The sequence below is a fragment of the Phycisphaerae bacterium genome, from assembly GCA_035275405.1.
GTDB lineage: Bacteria > Planctomycetota > Phycisphaerae > UBA1845 > UTPLA1 > DATEMU01.
Genome location: DATEMU010000007.1, coordinates 173,469 through 189,702, shown reverse-complemented (window position 1 = coordinate 189,702; position 16,234 = coordinate 173,469). Strand labels below are relative to the sequence as shown.

The window sequence follows — 16,234 nt, the reverse complement described above, 5'->3', positions numbered from 1 at the left end:
ATCTTGCCACCAAACGGAGCATGACGAAAGGAGGGGGTGTGTCGCCCTCTCGACATTGAATGTCGCCAGTGTTGGCGATGCAGGCAACAAAATGAGCGGGTTGGTACGCAAATTGCTATGGGAAGTTTCGATCGGGCTGCCGGCAACCAAGCGGTCTTGTTGAAGCGGCCGTTCGCCAGGAATGGAGATCGTTATGAAGCGTTTCTTACAAAACACGGCATCAGTCTTAGTTCTGGCGTCCATCCTGGTTGGCCAGAGCGGCGCTCGTCTCGAAGCCCAGGCCCCAAGCTGGAAAATCGTCAAACCCAGCATGACGGGCGTGCCCGGCGACGAAGTGCGGGTGATGAAATTCGATGCCGAGGGGAATCTGTGGATCGTGAGCCGCATGATCGACTGGTGGGAAGTAGCGGTGGCGATGCTCCCGGCTTCCGAGCTTCCCTACACGCCGCTGTCCGGCGGCGGCTTCGACACCGGCGCTTGGACCGTCTGGTCCAGTGTCGAGCATCCGATTCCCTCGGTGTTCATCCATGACCTCGAATTCGGGGCCGGGGGAGTCATCTGGCTGACGAGCGATGCCGGGTTGACGCGCTTTGACCCGAACGGCGCCACGCCGCAGCAGATGTGGTTTACCTACAACACCTCCAATTCGCCGCTCGTCCTGAATGGCGTCCGGTCGATCGACACAGACAGCCAGGGGAATCTCTGGCTGACCAACGTGACCGTCTCGAACTCCAATGGGGCGCTTTTCAAGTTCAATCCGGCGGCGAATCAATGGACGAAGTTTGAAGTTGGGCAACAGTTGCCATGGTACACGCCGTGGAGGGACGTGAACTCGGTCCTGGTCGGGGCGGACGATCGGGTCTGGCTGACACATTCGACGCTGGGCGGGATGGCGGAATTCAACGGGACAAGCTGGGTATTGCACGCTTGTCCTTATCCGATGGGCGACATGCTGGAGGACCTCCAAGGGAACATCTGGATCACGACCGGCGAATTCGGGTTGTGGAAGTGGAATGGCACGGGCTACCAGGTCTTTGATCTGGGTTCGCAGGGCACGGTCATGTGTTTGGGTATGAATTCGGACACTGGACTGGTCTATGCGGGGGCGTGGTACGGCGACATCTACCAAATGGTGAACGGCAATTCGCCGCAGTTCTTCGTGAACGCCGACAACATCCCGGGCTCGATTCATGTGCGGCCAAATGGCGACATCTGGATTAACAACTATGGTGGAAACGGGACGCTCGGCACCGTGCGGCACTACAAAGAGGGCGGCGAATTGCTGGAGCGGTTCAACACTTTCAACAGCGGGCTTCCGGATTACTTCATCGACAGGATTCAAAGCGATTCATCGGGCAATGTCTGGTTCGCCTCCGGCGAAGGCGGTCTGTCGCGGATGACCGGCAACGACGCGTATGCACCGGCCCGCTGGCGGAATTGGGGCAATCACAACGATCTCTCCGAGCCCTATCCCTGGGCCGGCAGCGAGCCCATGTACGAAATGCTTGAGGCCAGCGATGGGAAAATCTGGATGGCGGGCAACGGCGTGGGGCGATGGGACCCGGAGACGGGGACCTTTACCGGTTTTTGGAATACGCAGAACTCCAATTTGAGTCCGATGATCTGCACGGGCATCACCCAGGACGGCGACGGCACGATATGGGCCGGCGATCGCTATGTCGGCGTGTGGGAATTGGATACGGAGATCAACGACTGGGTGCTGCACACCTGGGCGCCGTCCGGCTGGACGGCCAATGACGTGATCGACGTCGCCACGGACACGGAGGGCGCGCTCTGGGTGCTCACGTATATTCAGCTTCATCGCCGCAACGCCAATGGGACGTGGTCAACATGGGACGTTTCCAATTCTCCCTTGCCGCTCGACGGCACCCTCTTCAACCTGGAGCCGGATCCGACCAACGGCGTGTGGGTGGGAATACAGGGCCGGCTTCTCCACTTTGACGGAACGAACTGGACCACGATCACACAGGCCCAGGCGGGTTGGCCGGGAACCAATGTGAACGGGATCGCATTTCGGTCATCGGATGGTAAGCTCGCCGTCACTACTCAACAGCCGAGCGTATGGCCCTACACCGGTGGCATCAGCGTCCGTAACGACAATGGAACGTGGACGCACTACACCACGGCCAATTCGCCGTTAACGCATTGGCAGGTCAGCGCGCCGCACTTTGACGCCGGAGGCCACCTCTGGGCCAGCGCGATGAGTGAAGGCGTCGTGCAGATATTGATCGGCCTCAAGCCGGGCGATATCGACGGCGACGGTTTTGTCAATCTGATCGACGCCAATCTGTTCGTCGGCGCCCTCCTGGGAACCAATACGCTCGCGCCGCAAATCAACCGCTCGGATCTGAACGGCGATGGAGAAGCGAACGGCGCGGACACGCAGTTATTCGTCGATCTCCTGCTCGCGCCGTAGAAACTTCGTGGCCGGCGGGAGCGGGGCATGATCGAGTTTAGGCACTATTTGCGGTTCGGGAAATCCCGAGCCAGGTACGCGAGGGTTCACCATGACTACGAAATTCAATGGATGTGTCGTTTATGCGCTGGCCACTGTGGCGCTGGTCCTGATGGGGGTTTCGCCCGCTCTGGCACAAGCGAACTTCTCGGAGAACATGGACACGCTTGGTGACACCAGCTTCGGCCAGCCCGGTCCACCGGAACTGGTCAGCGGCGGCTGGATCTTCCGCAACCAATCGAATCCGATTGGTTCCCAGACCTTTTATGCCGGCCCATGCTACTACTGTGGCACGGCCCACTCAGGGACTCGCACGCTCAGTTCGGACTTCAACAGCATCGAAACCGGGTCGGCCGGCACGGTCAGCAACTGGGCCCTCTTCCCCGCTATTCCCAATCAGATCGCCGGCGACACCGTCACCGTCTACGCCCGCGCATTGATGACTGGGAACGTCCCGGCCCAACTGCAAATCCGCTATTCTCCAACCGGCGGAACGAACACCGGCTCGGGCGTCACCGACGTTGGAAACTTCACGCAACTGCTGCTGGACGTGAATCCAGTCTCCTCCACGGGTTGGACGCAATACAGCGCGACCGCTCCAGGAAATGGCCGCCTGGCGTTGCGCTTCTACGCGCCCAATATTGAGCCTGTTTTCATTGCCGGCAACACCTGGCTGGAATTGGACACGCTTAGCGTCGGGCCTCCACAAACACCGTCTTGTAACCTTCCCCCTGTCCCTCAATCGGGCCAGACCATTACGTGGAGCACTTCGAACAGCCCTTACCGCGCCTGCCAGAGCCTGTCGATCCCCGCCGGCGGGACTGTCAATGTTCAGCCGGGCGTGCAGATCAATTTCGACAGCGGCCGGCAACTGATCGTCGCGGGCACGTTGAATATCAATGCCAGCGCCGCGGCCCCGGCGGTCTTCACCGCGCCGAACTCCTTTCCGCCATTCCTGGTGGTCAGCGGCGGTACCCTGGAAGCACATTTCACGGAGTTCCACCAACAGCTCCGTATCGGCAGCGCCGCCAACGTACTACTGTCGGACTGCACGTTCGCCTTCGACGGCCTTCTTAGTTCCGATGACATCCCCAATTCCTTGCCCTACGTCAGGCTCGAACGCTGCACCTTCACCGACTCGTACATGTCTCTCTCGGGATGCCTGGCGGTGCTCCGCGATAACACATTCACCAATACCTATGCTCAACTTCTACGCACATTCGCCGACGTCACCGCCCCCAACACTTTCAACGGCCAGCCGCTCCGCATCAACCGCCAAGAGAGCATCCAGCCGCTTGCCATCGACGGCATATCGGGCGCCGGCAGCACAATGGCCGGGCTGGCGCTTGACGGCGGCATGTATCGCCTCGGCCCCAACGTCGTGCTTCAAGGCAACGCCTATCCGCTGGAGTTGCACGGCGGCCTCACGCCCGACAGCGTCGTACCGATGACCGGCAACACGAACAACGCGATCAACGTCGGGGACGGCGGCTTTGCCGGGACTGGGCAATGGTCGGACCTGGGTTTGCCCTACCGGCTCACCGAGCCGAGCACGGAATTTCCGGGCGGCCACCTGACCATCAGTCCAGGCGTGGTGGTCGAGGCGTCTGATCCGAATGCCGGCCTGTTGTTCCGCTCGACGCGACAGGGCGTGCTCGACGGACTGCCCGGCGCCCCGATTACCTTCCGCGGACTGAACGGCCAACTTTGGTCCGGGCTGACTTTCTATACGAACAGCACTACCGGCTGCCGCATGGAATATTGCGTTGTCGAAGACGCCCACTTCGGCGTGACCAGCACCGATAACGCGCTATACGTCGACAACTGCATGTTTACCGGCAACGTGATCGGAGCCAACATGAACACGTCCGGCAGTATTCGCTTCCGCAAGGCGCGATTCGTGACCAACTATGTCGGCCTCGATTTCACGGATCAGGGAAGTCCGACGCTAAACAGCCCCAATAACCCCAACTCGTTCGAAGGCAATAACTTTGGGATCGACGCCTTTGAGTTCGGGTCCAGCGCTGATGCCCGCAATTGCTGGTGGAACCACCCGTCGGGGCCGCAGGTGCCGGGCAACCCCGGGGGTCAGGGTGACTCGATCAGCGGTGACGGCGCCACGGGCGTGCAGTATCAGCCGTTCCTCACGGCGCCGCCGGATTTCACCAACACGCCGCCGGTCGTGCGAATGATCGAGCCGGGGATGACACAGCGCTATGCCTCTCCCGATTACATCCACCCCGACTACCTGCTCGACCAGGGTACCAAGTACATCGTGTGCTGGGACGTGCAGAGCGATGACGCGATCGCCAACCAACGGATCGAGTTCTCGCCCGATGGCCACTATCAGGATCGTTTCACCGTCCTGGTCGACGGTATTCCTGGCGACGCGCGCTCCTGGGAACTCACCATCCCCAATCCGGGCTACGCTGTCACTAACCAGCCGCAGTTCCTTCGCGTGGTCGCGGTCGATGCGGCCGGACAGGAGGCCTGGGATCAGGCAGCGGTGCTGGTTCCCTCTGGGGACGTCGTTGGATCGCTAACCATCACCACTGACCTGAGCGGTCAGACATTCTTTGGAGGCTTTGCGATCCCTCCAGACGTGCAGTGGACGGGTTCGGTGAACTTCGGGCTCGTCACGCCGCTGATCGTGCTGGAAAGCGACGGGGCGGCAATCAAGGGCCTGAGTTCAGGCAATGGACAGGGCTTTTTCTTCCAGGACTTCCCGTTCGTCAGCACTGACCGGGCGCGTCTGGCTCTCCAAGTGACGAACAATTCCAATGCCGTGGCCTGGTTCTTCGCCGACGGATATTTCTCTATCCGCCACGATCCGCGCCTGGGCTTCGAACCGCCGATCGTGACGATGCAGACACCCCAGGCCGGCGGGAGCTTCCCGGGCGGCGGCACCGTTCCCATCACATGGAGCGCCAGCGCGCCCGAGGGCATACGCTCCTTCGACATTCAGGCGTCCTACGATCAGGGACGAACGTGGCATCCGATCGTACTCGACCTGCCGGCGGCGGCGAGAGACTACGCCTGGCAACTCCCTGCCAGTGGAGGAATTGCCGACGTGCGGTTGCGGGTCATCGCTCGTGACCAGCGCTTCCAGAATTCCTCGGACGAGACCGAGGGGTCCTTCTCGATCGTTCCTGCCGCTATCTTTGGAGATATCAACGGCGATGGCTTCGTCAACCTCGTGGATGCCGACGTGTTCGTCGCCGTGATTTTGGGTTCTGATCCCGATCCGATGCACCGCGCCCGTTCGGACCTGAACGGCGATGGAATGGCGAATGGCGCCGACACACAGATCTTTGTCGACCACCTGCTTGCACAATAGTAGTTTCCCCCGGGCGACCAGGCCGGTCCTTTTATCCCTGCGCCGGGGCGGTCTGCGGCGGGGGTGCCGCGCGATTGCGGAGGACTTCGAGGATATCCTGTTCGAGTTTTCGATCGCGCGGCATCGGTGTCCAGACCTGGTCCTGGCTGGCACTAATCCCCGCGTCGCGATCGATCGGCGTCTCCGAGGGATAATCCTGAAACCGCTCCTGATCGCGGAAGACGCGATGGTCGGCTGTGTCCAGCCGCTCGACGCTCACCATGCACTTCGCCACGCTGCCGGTCCCCTGGGTGGCGACCAACAATGTCGCCTGATGGCGCATGCGGTTGCGATACCCGATCGCCGTGTCGCGGATCCGCCCCGTTCCCCCCTTTTGGTCGTACTCCGTCACCGCGCTGCGGACGACGCCGTCCTGCGGGGAGATGTCTTCTAGCCGAAACCACTGCCGTAGGGCGTGGACGCCCGCGTCAAAGGCCTCGTCGCGCGGGACGTTGGGCAGCGCGGCCTGCGACCAGCCTTCCGTCCGCTCGCCGCCAATATCCGAGCCGCCCATCTCCGAGCAGCCTGCCAGCGCCGCCAACGTCCAGACGCTGAACCCCAATCGCCGCGGCCATGTTCGCATCACACGACTCCTGCGTTCCCCCGCGATGGCCCACGTTACTCCCCTCGACCCGCCCGCGTCAACCGCGCCGAAACCCCCTGCTTCGGCTAGACTGCACCCGACACATGGCCTTTCTTACCGGCGCTTACCTGGAACTCGTCGCCCATCGTCGCCGCGGCCTTTTCGCGGACATCCTCCGCGCCCTCCTGGCCGTCGTCGCTGTTCCTTATGCCGCTGTCGTAATTATCCGCAACACCTACTACGATCTTTTTCCCGGCGCTGCGAAGCGGGTCGATGCCCCCGTGATCTCCATCGGCAACCTCACCGTTGGCGGGACCGGAAAGACGCCCATCGCCGCCGCGATCTGCCAGAGGCTCGCTGACCGCGGGCGAAAGCCCGCCATTCTTTTGCGCGGGTACAAGTCGAAGGCCTCGACGCGCAACGCCAATGAATCCGACGCGGTCACCGCCCGCTGGCGCGAAAAAAGCGACGAGGCGATGGTCCTCGCGCGCCGCTGTCCCGGCGCCGCGGTGCTCGTGGATCCGGATCGTGTGGCGTCCGGCCGGCGTGCGATACACCAGGGCGCCGATGTGCTCGTTCTGGATGACGGCTTTCAGCATCGCCGTCTGGCCCGCGATCTGGACATCGTGCTCATCGACGCCACCGCCCCCTTTGGCCACGGCCACTTTCTGCCTCGCGGCTTGCTGCGCGAGCCGCCGACGGCGCTCCGCCGCGCCGATCTCGTTGTCCTTACGCGCAGTAACGAAGTCGACGGAACGACAAGGTCGCTGATCCAGCGCACGCTTCGACGCCTCGCGAAAGACCGCCCGATCATCGAAGCGACGCACTCGACCCATGGTTTTCTCGATCTTTCAGGCCGACCGGTCCAGGAGACGGACCCCACCGATATGCAGGCGGTCCTCTTTGCCGGAATTGCCAATTTCGAGAGCTTTCGGAGAAGCGTCGAGCGGCTTGGCGTCCGGGTGCTGGCGGCCTATCAATACCCGGACCACCATCCCTATAGCGCCGAGGAGCTGACCGGCCTGGCGGACGTCGCCGGGGAGATGGAGGCCAACATCCTGCTCACCACGGAAAAGGACGCCGTCAAAATCGAGGGCCGCTGGGACGAAAAGGCGCCGCGGTTGCTCGCGCTGAATTTGGCGGTCGAGTTTCCAGGCGATGGCGATAAAATACTCGCCGACGCAATCGATCGTATCCTCCGGGATGCGTGAGGCGCGACGGTTCCACACTGGGCGAATTATGAAATACCAGCCCGCCGACCTCTCGAAGATCAAGACGTATTCGGTCTCCCGCCGCGCGCACAAGTTCGACGCGCAGCAGGCCGCCGGCCTGCCCCCCCGGGGGGCGAAATTCGCGGACTGGTGGGATTCGCTTCCGCCCTATCTCGGCGCGAAAGCGCTCAAGGCGCTGGCGACCGCCATCGTGGAAGCCCGCCGTGCCGATCGCCCCGTCGTCGCCGCGCTCGGCGCGCATGTTGTAAAGGTCGGTTGCTCGCCGATCGTTTGTGACCTGATCGAGCGCGGGATGATCACGGCCGTAGCAATGAACGGGGCCACGGCCATCCATGACATCGAGACCGCCCTTTTCGGCGAGACCAGCGAAGAAGTATCCGACACGATCAATGACGGCACGTTCGGCATGGTTCAGGAAACCCCCGCCTTCTTCGCCGAAGCGCTGTCGCCTAAAGCATCCACCGACGCCGGTCTCGGCGCGGCCCTGGGGGCGCATTTGGTAAAGACCGCGCCGCCCCATGGCCAGCTCAGTATTCTTGCCGCCGCGCACAGGGCCGCGATCCCCGCCGCCGTCATCGTCGCCATCGGCACCGATACGATTCACATGCACCCGGCGATCGCAAAAAGCGACCTGCTGCAGCGCAGCGAATCCGACTTTCGCCTGACCTGTACAGTCGTCGCCGATATGGCGCCGGGCAAGAGCGGCTCGCCCGCGGGCGTGTGGTGCAACATCGGCTCGGCGGTCGTGCTCCCCGAGGTCTTCCTCAAAGCGGTGGCCGTCGCCCGCAACCTCGGCGCGAACCTCGACGACATCAGCACGGCCAATCTCGACATGATCCGCCACTATCGTCCGAGCGAAAACGTTGTCGGCCGCCCGGTCAAGAAGGGCCGCGGGCACCATATCACCGGGCATCATGAAATTCTGCTGCCGCTCTTGCGGCAGGCGATCATCGAGATGATGTAGGCAATGACCACGTCCGTGAACCAGCCGAATCAGAATGGACGCCGCGCCGTCTTCCTCGATCGCGACAACACGCTGATCCACGATCCGGGCTACCTCAAGGATCCCGCGCACGTGCGTCTGCTCGACGGCGCCGCCGAGGCCACCGCCCGCCTTCGCCGCGCCGGCTACGCGGTCGTCGTCGTGACGAACCAATCCGGCGTCGCGCGAGGGCTGATGGCCGAGAGCGACGTCGAGGCCGTCAACGGCCGAATGAAAGAACTCCTCGTCGCCGGGGGCGGTGGCCTGGACGCCGTGTACTTCTGTCCCTATCTCGACGGGCTCGATGCGATTCGTGAGGAGTACCGCCGTGACAGCGAACTGCGAAAACCCCGGCCCGGCATGTTGGAACTTGCGGCACGGGAAATGGGCCTCGACTTGCCGCGCTCCTGGATGGTCGGCGATTCTTCGCGCGACATCGAGGCCGGCCGCGCCGCCGGTTGCCGCACCATCTTCGTCGGACCCGGTGGGCAAGCCGCGCGGGCCGATGCGGTCGCTCCCGATCTCGCCGCGGCCGCGCGGCACATTCTGGCGAACACGAGTCCTCAGCCGGCGCCCGCCCCGAAGGCTGACCGTCCGGAGAAAACGCCGCCGCCCGCGGCCCCCCCGGCCGGAGATTCAGCCGCGCTGAATGCCGTGCTGGAAGAGCTGCGCCTGATGCGCCGCGACCGGCAATTCGACGACTTCTCTGTCGGTCGACTGGCCGGCGCGATTGTGCAGGCCTTCGCCGCGATCGCCATCCTCTGGGGGCTGTACGCGGCAGTCGATATCGGGCCGAATAACCCCGGCGCGGCGACGAACGCGACGATCCGCCTGCTGGCGGGCATCGCTTTTCAAATCGTTGCGCTGACGTGGTTTTCCGCCTCCCGGCGGAAATAATTACGGGTTGGGAACGCTCTGCACAATCGGCGGATCAACGGGCTCAACGACTTCGCCGTTTTCTTCCAACAACTCCCGTGCCCTCATGATCGTCCCCTCGAGGGAGCGTACCTCTTCGTCGGAGGGAGCCTTGCCGGACGACAAAAGCGAGGCCCGCTTCTCAATCGCCTCTTCCATTTTGATCCGAATCGTCGCGTAGATCATGCTCTCGGTCTGCTTGCGCCGCGAGGCCTCCGACTCAAAATCATCCTCCGTCGAGGCGGCCGCACTCGGCGGCGTCGGTGCGGGAGTATGGGATACGGATTGCATCGGCGGCTCCGCGGTGGTCGTCGGGGCCGGATTCTTAGTATCCATGGTATTCGCGGGCTTCTCCGCAGCGGCCGACGCCGGGGCCTCGCTCTGTGACTTCGTCCCCGATGGCCCGTCTTGTTGGCAGCCGACCAGCATGAGGGCCAACGCGCACACCGAAAAACCTCGCAACCAACTTGTCATCGAATCCATCACCTGTTTCTCCAATTGCTCCAGTTGTTCACGTGGCGATTTTTTTGACGCCCCTATGGTGCTGCCCCTGCCGTCGGCGAAGCGGGTTTCGTACCTTCCGCCGGCTGAGTCGTCGGGCTCCCCACCGTCTTCCAATCCAGGTCCTGGGGTCGGGATACTTCAATCCGCGTGGCAATCAGTTTTTCCATGTCGCCGATCTTCTCGCGAAATCCAAAGACCACGACGGCGTCCCCCTCGCGGAGGTCTTCCAGCTTGTGGGCGCGGCCGTTGATGGTTATTTCCGCATCCTCCTTGACCGTGCCCTTCAACTCGATTTCCTTGCCCTTGTCGTTCTTCCATAACATGGACACGACGCCGGCGCGCAGGTCGATCTGCTTGGCGACGCCTTCCAGGCGGCGCATCTTCGGGGTCTTGTCCTTCCCACTGGAGCAACCGGAGGTTGCCGCGCCCGCCAGCAGCAGGACACCCGCCATCGTGATTTTCGCCATACGCACAAACATGATTCCGTTTCTCCGCGGGCGCACCGGCCGCCTTGACGTTGATCGAGGGCCGCATAATGTAGCCTCGTTTACCGGGTAAGGCAAATAGCGTCGAAAACAGCAATGATGATGAATCCTTCCAAGCCGACCGCGGATGCAAGCCCGATCGCCCCCCTTCCGGACCCACCGCAGCACGCGGCCTGGTGGCTCGCTCTCGCCGTCGCCTTCGTGCTGCTCGCCATCCTTGCCTGGCTGCTCGCGCGCCTGGTCTGGCTGCCGATGTACTTCGGCCTGTTCTTCTTCCTCGTCGCGGGGCTTCTGGTCAGTGCCGTCGCTTTTCGCATCGCCCGCCCGGCCCGGCCGCTCTCGCGCGGGACCATCCTCCGCGGCGCCTTGATCGTCTCCCTGTTGACCATCGCCGTGACACTTTTTTGGGAATACCAGCACTTCGCCGCAACGGTCGGCGACGCGCCGCACTTTCCCGATGCCCGCAACGCCGCGGTCCGCGCCGGCCGCTCCGCCAAAGAGGTGCGCGCCCAGGCTGGACAGGAGTTCAAATCCGCCTTGCGTTCTCAGTACCCGCCCGGCGGCGTGGTCGGCTATGCACTGTGGACCGTCCGTTCTGGAGAACTGAAACTCACAGTCGACGGCGTGAATGACACTATCCATTCCTCCCATCGCGGAATCGCCTGGCCGTTGCGAACCCTTGCCGCGGCGGCGCTCCTCACCGCCGGCCTCTGGTTGGGCCTGGAATCCCTACGGTCGACGACCCCCGTGACCAACGTCTTGGCTCCCGGCGAGGAGGCCTTGGAAGAGAACGAGTGATTGGTCTCAAAGGACATTTCGGGTGGCACGGTCTCGCAGCAGCGAGGCCGTGGCGTGCATGTCCAACACGGCCTGCCCGCTTCGCGGTCAGACCGTGCCACCCGTGAGCTTGCCCGTACAACGAAGACATTGCCCCCTTGCCTTCCAGAATCGGGCGGCCTAAGCTTGGGCAATCAGGCGCGCTATTCGGCGCTGTTCTGCGGGCGGTTTTTCATCTCTCCCACGTCCGCTATTGAAGCCGAACGTCGATCGTAGAATCTGCGCGCTCTATAGCGTCTGCAACAACTTTTTGCTCATTCAGGAGCAGGGCGAGCCGATCAGGGGAACGGAAGCGCACCGATCGATCCGGCGGGCGCCAGGGTCCGCCGGACCGATCACGACAACCCCAGGGATTGGCGCTCATGGCTCGTGTAAAAGATGTTCTGACCACCGGCGACGTCGCACGAATCTGCAATGTCGCGCCCCGAACCGTCTCTAAATGGTTCGACACCGGCAAACTCCGCGGGTATCGCATCCCCGGCAGTAAAGACCGCCGCATACCACTGCAACAACTCGTCCGCTTCATGAAGTCGCACGGCATTCCGCTGAACGGGCTGGAGACCGGCGCGGCGAAGGTGCTCATCGCGGAAAACGATTCGGCCCTCGCTGACCTGCTCTCTCGCGCACTGGCCGACGAAGCCGGCTACGAGGTGCAAGTGGCTCGATCGGCATTTGAGGCCGGCTCCATCGCCGATGCCTTCAAGCCCCATGTAATGTGCATGGACATCGAAATGCCCGGTTTGTCCGGCCGCGAAACGCTCCGCGCGATCCGCGGGCTGCCCGATCTCGCCGTGACGCGCCTGGTCGCGATGACCGGGGCATTGCGGGAGGGAGATGCTGAGACGCTCCGGCAGCAGGGCTTCGACGCCGTTCTGCCCAAACCGTTCGAAATCTCGCAGGCCGTTCGAACCATTGAAGAGACGCTCTCCCTGGAGATGTGATGCCGTCCGCCGATCGGGCCATACCCGGAGATGATTCCATGATTGGTAATCCGACGCGCGGCGAAATCGACTCCATCGAATCCCTCTGCGGCGTCGCCGCGCTCCTCGGCCGCTCGCGAATTGCCTGCCTGTCCAACCGGCTCTACGCCTCCCCGCCGCCCGGGCCCGTGGAAACAGCCTCGGTCCTCGCCTTAAGCCCCGCGCTCAGCGCCGGCTTGATTCGCATTGCCAATGCCGTCCGTCACGGAGCGGGGATTCCCGCGCTGAACATCGAAGCCGCCACGGTCCGGCTCGGCACCGATCGCACGCGCGCCTTGGCCGTGGCGTTCGAATGCGCTCAGGCGCTTTGCGTCGCCGTGGGTGACGCGATCGACTTCGGCGCATACTGGAGGCAGGGCCTCATCCGCGGCTGCGTGGCCCGCGCGCTGGCGATGAATACCGACCGCCGCCTGGCGAGCGAGGCGTTTCTCGTGGGCCTGTTGCAGGACGTCGGCTCGGCGACCATTGCCGCCGCCCAGCCGCGGGAAATTGATCGCCTCCGCCAAAACAGCGAAGGCTGCCCGGTCCAACTCGCCGCGCTCGAATGGCAGTCGTTCGGTCTCAATCACATCCACGTCGGCCTTGAACTGCTGCGCCAATGGCAGCTTCCCGCGATCATCGTCGATGCCGTCGGTCGTCATCATACGAACCCGCCGCTTTCACCGGCGAATTCCCCCGCGATGCGCCTCTGGCAGATCGCCTACGTCGCAGGCGCGCTGCCCATCGGCCCCTCGGCCGCGCCGCCGACCAATCCATCCCTGCTCCTGCGACTTCTCCATTCCGCATTCAACATCCACGCCGGTCGCGTTGCCGCCCTGATTGAACAGGCGGCGGATGAATATCGCGATATCGAGAGCCTGTTCGCCCGCTATTTCACCGCGCCGATCAGCGTCGCCGATTTGCTCGGCCCCGCGACGATGCTGGCGATGGATGCAGCCTCGCCGCTCGATGTGGTCCCCGCCTCGCATCCGGTCCGCGAATTCGCTAGACGGGAAGCACCGCTATCACCCGTACTCTCGGTCTAATCCGAAACGGGTAAAGGGCATCATTCCGGCCGGTCGGCGAGTGTAGACTCTTCATTCCGCATTCTGCATTCCGACTTCCGCATTCGTCACAGCCCGATCGTCTCCAGGATTTCGCACGTACCCGGCAGAACGCCCTCCATGACCCGCACCTCGGCCGGCGTCATCCACCGCGCCTCGGCAACCTCCTTCGGGTTGGCGGCAAGCGCGCCGCCCACGATTTCGGCCGACCAGCAATAAAGCACGAGCCGCCCCTCGTGCTTGGTCTGCGTCATAAGCAGTTCACCGGGTTGAACGACGAGTTCCAATTCCTCCTGCATCTCGCGCACCAGCGCCTCGATCTGGGATTCCCCCACTTCAATCGCCCCGCCCGGAAAACACCACGCCAGCGGCACGCGCACGGTCTTCGACCGCTGGATCATCAGGACGCGCTCGCCGTCGCGGAGGATGCCCAGGACGCCCTGCACGGGGTTCGCCACCGTTCGTGTACGCGGATCGCTCATTCCTCTTATTGTATCTGTTCGCCGACGGATCGCTGAGCCGTTATTTGGCTGGGCCATCTGTCTTCACCATCGAATCCGCGCAATTAGGAATGGGCGCGTCGGGCTTGATCAGGCCGTAGGCGATGGCGACGCGGTGGAATTCGCGGAGCCGGCGCTCTTCGGGGGTGATACGGAATTGGTCGTCGGCGGTGGAGGTGATGGCGTCTGCAGAATGCGGAATGCGGATTTCGGAATGCGGAATTGACGGAGAATGCGGAAGTGGGAACGCGGAATTCGGAATGGAAGGAGAAGGAGCGGCGGGATTTGAGATTTGAGAGGCAGAATCGCCCCGGGGTGAAGGGACAGAAGTGACCGAAGGGACGGAAGGGACAGGGGCAACGTCAGCAGCCGAGGGCGGCTGCTCCACAGAAGGGTTGGTGTTGCGGAGGATCTCTTCGAGTTCGTCGAGGGTCCGGCACTCGGCGACGGGGTAGCCCATGGCGGCGAGGTCCTTCTTGACTTGTTCGAAGTAAGCGAGCGCCCGGGCCTCGTCGCTGGCGAGGGCGGCTTTTTCCTCGGCGAGCGCTGCTTGTTCGGCCGCGAGGGCCTCTTTTTCCGCGGCAAGGGCGGCCTCGCTTTCGGCCAGCTCGCGGTCGACACGGGCGAGGAGGTCGGAGGTTTTTTCCGCAGATGACGCAGATGAACACAGATTTGGAGAAGGCGGAGTGGGAGATGGGGAAGGGACAGAAGGGACCAAAGGGACCAAAGGGACCAAAGGGACGGAAGTGACGGAAGAGGAAACCCCACCCCGGCCCTCCCCTTCGCAAGGGGAGGGAGCATTGCGGGGGAAGACGTGGCGGGCTTCGTGGACGGTGATGGCGTTGTTGATGGCGGCGGTGTAGGCGAGCATGAGGCGGTAGACGGCCTGCGGGGAGGCGTCGTCGCCGGTCATGAGCTGGTCGATGAGGCACTGACCGACGAGGCCAGGGAGGAGGCGGACGGAGTCGCGTTCGTCGGGCAGGGCGGTGAGGGCCATGTCGGTGGCGGCGGCGCGGCGGCGGAGTCGGCGGGCGTAGTAGTAGAAGGCGGTGAAGCTGACGCCGAGTTCGGGGAGCCCGTACTTTTTGTAGAGGGCGCGGTATCCGGGCGGATCGTAGTTGAGGATGGCGCGGTCGAGCTTGCGACGGAGTTCGGGGGTGGTTTTTTCGAAGACGGACGAGCGCGGGCCGAGTTCGATGGGCAGTTCGGGCAGTTGGTTTGGGTCATTCATTGGTCAAACTCCTTTCAGGCAGGCCCCCCGGGGGGGTGAATGAGGCTGAACGAGGCTGAATGAGGCTGAACGAGCAGCCGATCACCAGAGAGGCACAGAGGACACCGAGATCGTTTTTGTGTGGTGGAACAACGCGGAAACGGGGGGAGGAAATGGACATGATTTACAGGATTCACAAGATTCACCGGTTGTTTAGCGTTCATGGCGCAGAGACTCCGATCTCACGGGCCATCAGCCATTAGCCTTAAGCCGTAAGCCAAGGGAGGCGGCGGGTTCGCCGCCGCTTTTGTTGTCCACTGCACAGGACCCTTGCTCAGCGCTCCCTCTAATCTTGGGCCGAGAAACGGGAGGCTTGAAACTAGAGGCGGGACAAGGAGTTAGGGCTGGGGGGTGAATCGTGAGATCAGATTTCGCCAGTCGAAGATCGGCCGGGGCGGATGAATCACCGGGGGCTTCACCAACTGCCACTCATGGAACGTGGGCCCGATATGCCCATATCTCATCCGCTCTTGCTTAGGACAGCTCTCGCACGTTCGAGCATTGCCTCCGTGTTCTGTTGTTTGACCTCCACAAGAACCGAGTCCGTATCGAATGACCGAAGCGTATCAACAATAATTTGTTTGCGTTGCTTTTCGTCTGTCATAAGTAGCGGGTTGACGACGCGAGTTTGATAAGTTGATCCTCCCTTTAGGCTGACTGCGTATGGGATCGCTAACTCGTCGAGCGTGATAACAGGCCGCGTAGGAATCATGTCGTCGGAAATCCAGGACTGAGCCGATCTCGCAAGCCATACGAACCCACCATCAGCAAGCGGCGATTTTTCTGCTGCCTCATCGACGGCAGGACCGAGAAATATGTCACTATCGATCAGCATTTCACCTGCACAAACACAGCCGCGATAAACCAAGACGGGTTTCTTGGCAATTGCAATAGACAAAAACATGCATACATCGAATAGCACAGTCAAGACAACCCTGTTTTTTAGCCACGCTTCGTCTTTTCCTAGCCCTACAAGCTTCTCGCGGAGCTCGCTCGGATCGAAATGCACAGCGATCAACACCGTATCGCTAAACATTCTGACTGTACTTGT

14 protein-coding genes are annotated in these 16,234 nt (G+C 62.5%); 8 read left to right on the top strand and 6 right to left on the bottom strand.

The genetic code is table 11. The features are described 5' to 3' along the window. The first annotated feature begins 193 nt into the window (after positions 1 to 193). Together VJZ71_10025 and VJZ71_10020 are read left to right on the top strand one after the other, a co-directional pair. Positions 194 to 2,437: a dockerin type I domain-containing protein gene (locus tag VJZ71_10025; protein ID HKQ48394.1), complete on the top strand. Its 2,244-nt coding sequence runs from the start codon at positions 194 to 196 to the stop codon at positions 2,435 to 2,437. A gap of 91 nt (positions 2,438 to 2,528) precedes the next feature. Next, on the top strand, positions 2,529 to 5,813 hold the full coding sequence (locus VJZ71_10020; protein HKQ48393.1) for a choice-of-anchor J domain-containing protein: 3,285 nt from the start codon (positions 2,529 to 2,531) through the stop codon (positions 5,811 to 5,813). 31 nt (positions 5,814 to 5,844) lie between these two features. On the opposite strand, the gene VJZ71_10015 is transcribed toward VJZ71_10020, so the two are convergent. Then, a complete protein-coding gene (locus VJZ71_10015; protein ID HKQ48392.1) occupies positions 5,845 to 6,435 on the bottom strand; it encodes a hypothetical protein in 591 nt (196 codons plus the stop codon). Positions 6,436 to 6,539: 104 nt separating this feature from the next. Here VJZ71_10015 and lpxK point away from each other — a divergent pair, with 104 nt between their 5' ends. Genes lpxK through VJZ71_10000 form a run of 3 tightly spaced genes read left to right on the top strand, consistent with a single transcriptional unit; the run spans position 6,540 to position 9,546 of the window. Beyond that, positions 6,540 to 7,646 (top strand): tetraacyldisaccharide 4'-kinase, encoded by a 1,107-nt coding sequence (gene lpxK, locus VJZ71_10010; protein ID HKQ48391.1) that lies wholly within the window; start codon positions 6,540 to 6,542, stop codon positions 7,644 to 7,646. 28 nt (positions 7,647 to 7,674) lie between these two features. Further along, positions 7,675 to 8,631: a hypothetical protein gene (locus tag VJZ71_10005; protein ID HKQ48390.1), complete on the top strand. Its 957-nt coding sequence runs from the start codon at positions 7,675 to 7,677 to the stop codon at positions 8,629 to 8,631. 3 nt (positions 8,632 to 8,634) lie between these two features. Beyond that, complete coding sequence (locus VJZ71_10000; protein ID HKQ48389.1) at positions 8,635 to 9,546, top strand: HAD family hydrolase; 912 nt, start codon at positions 8,635 to 8,637, stop codon at positions 9,544 to 9,546. Here the strand turns inward: VJZ71_10000 and VJZ71_09995 are convergent, their stop codons facing one another. Further along, positions 9,547 to 10,047: a hypothetical protein gene (locus VJZ71_09995; GenBank protein HKQ48388.1), complete on the bottom strand. Its 501-nt coding sequence runs from the start codon at positions 10,045 to 10,047 to the stop codon at positions 9,547 to 9,549. Between the two features lie 53 nt (positions 10,048 to 10,100). Further along, positions 10,101 to 10,547: a hypothetical protein gene (locus VJZ71_09990; protein HKQ48387.1), complete on the bottom strand. Its 447-nt coding sequence runs from the start codon at positions 10,545 to 10,547 to the stop codon at positions 10,101 to 10,103. Positions 10,548 to 10,649: 102 nt separating this feature from the next. Here VJZ71_09990 and VJZ71_09985 point away from each other — a divergent pair, with 102 nt between their 5' ends. The 3 genes from VJZ71_09985 to VJZ71_09975 all read left to right on the top strand — a co-directional run bounded on the left by VJZ71_09985 (position 10,650) and on the right by VJZ71_09975 (position 13,395). Then, positions 10,650 to 11,351 (top strand): hypothetical protein, encoded by a 702-nt coding sequence (locus VJZ71_09985; protein ID HKQ48386.1) that lies wholly within the window; start codon positions 10,650 to 10,652, stop codon positions 11,349 to 11,351. Between the two features lie 401 nt (positions 11,352 to 11,752). Beyond that, positions 11,753 to 12,331 carry a response regulator gene (locus VJZ71_09980; GenBank protein HKQ48385.1) on the top strand — a complete coding sequence of 193 codons (579 nt, stop codon included), beginning with the start codon at positions 11,753 to 11,755 and terminating at the stop codon, positions 12,329 to 12,331. Between the two features lie 38 nt (positions 12,332 to 12,369). Beyond that, the gene (locus VJZ71_09975; protein ID HKQ48384.1) at positions 12,370 to 13,395 is read left to right on the top strand and encodes an HDOD domain-containing protein; all 1,026 of its coding nucleotides are present in this window, start codon (positions 12,370 to 12,372) and stop codon (positions 13,393 to 13,395) included. Positions 13,396 to 13,481: 86 nt separating this feature from the next. Here the strand turns inward: VJZ71_09975 and VJZ71_09970 are convergent, their stop codons facing one another. The 3 genes from VJZ71_09970 to VJZ71_09960 form a co-directional block, all read right to left on the bottom strand. Beyond that, complete coding sequence (locus tag VJZ71_09970; protein HKQ48383.1) at positions 13,482 to 13,895, bottom strand: NUDIX domain-containing protein; 414 nt, start codon at positions 13,893 to 13,895, stop codon at positions 13,482 to 13,484. Positions 13,896 to 13,935: 40 nt separating this feature from the next. Next, on the bottom strand, positions 13,936 to 15,144 hold the full coding sequence (locus VJZ71_09965) for a hypothetical protein (GenBank protein HKQ48382.1): 1,209 nt from the start codon (positions 15,142 to 15,144) through the stop codon (positions 13,936 to 13,938). A gap of 499 nt (positions 15,145 to 15,643) precedes the next feature. Beyond that, positions 15,644 to 16,219 (bottom strand): hypothetical protein, encoded by a 576-nt coding sequence (locus tag VJZ71_09960; GenBank protein HKQ48381.1) that lies wholly within the window; start codon positions 16,217 to 16,219, stop codon positions 15,644 to 15,646. Between the last annotated feature and the right edge of the window lie 15 nt (positions 16,220 to 16,234).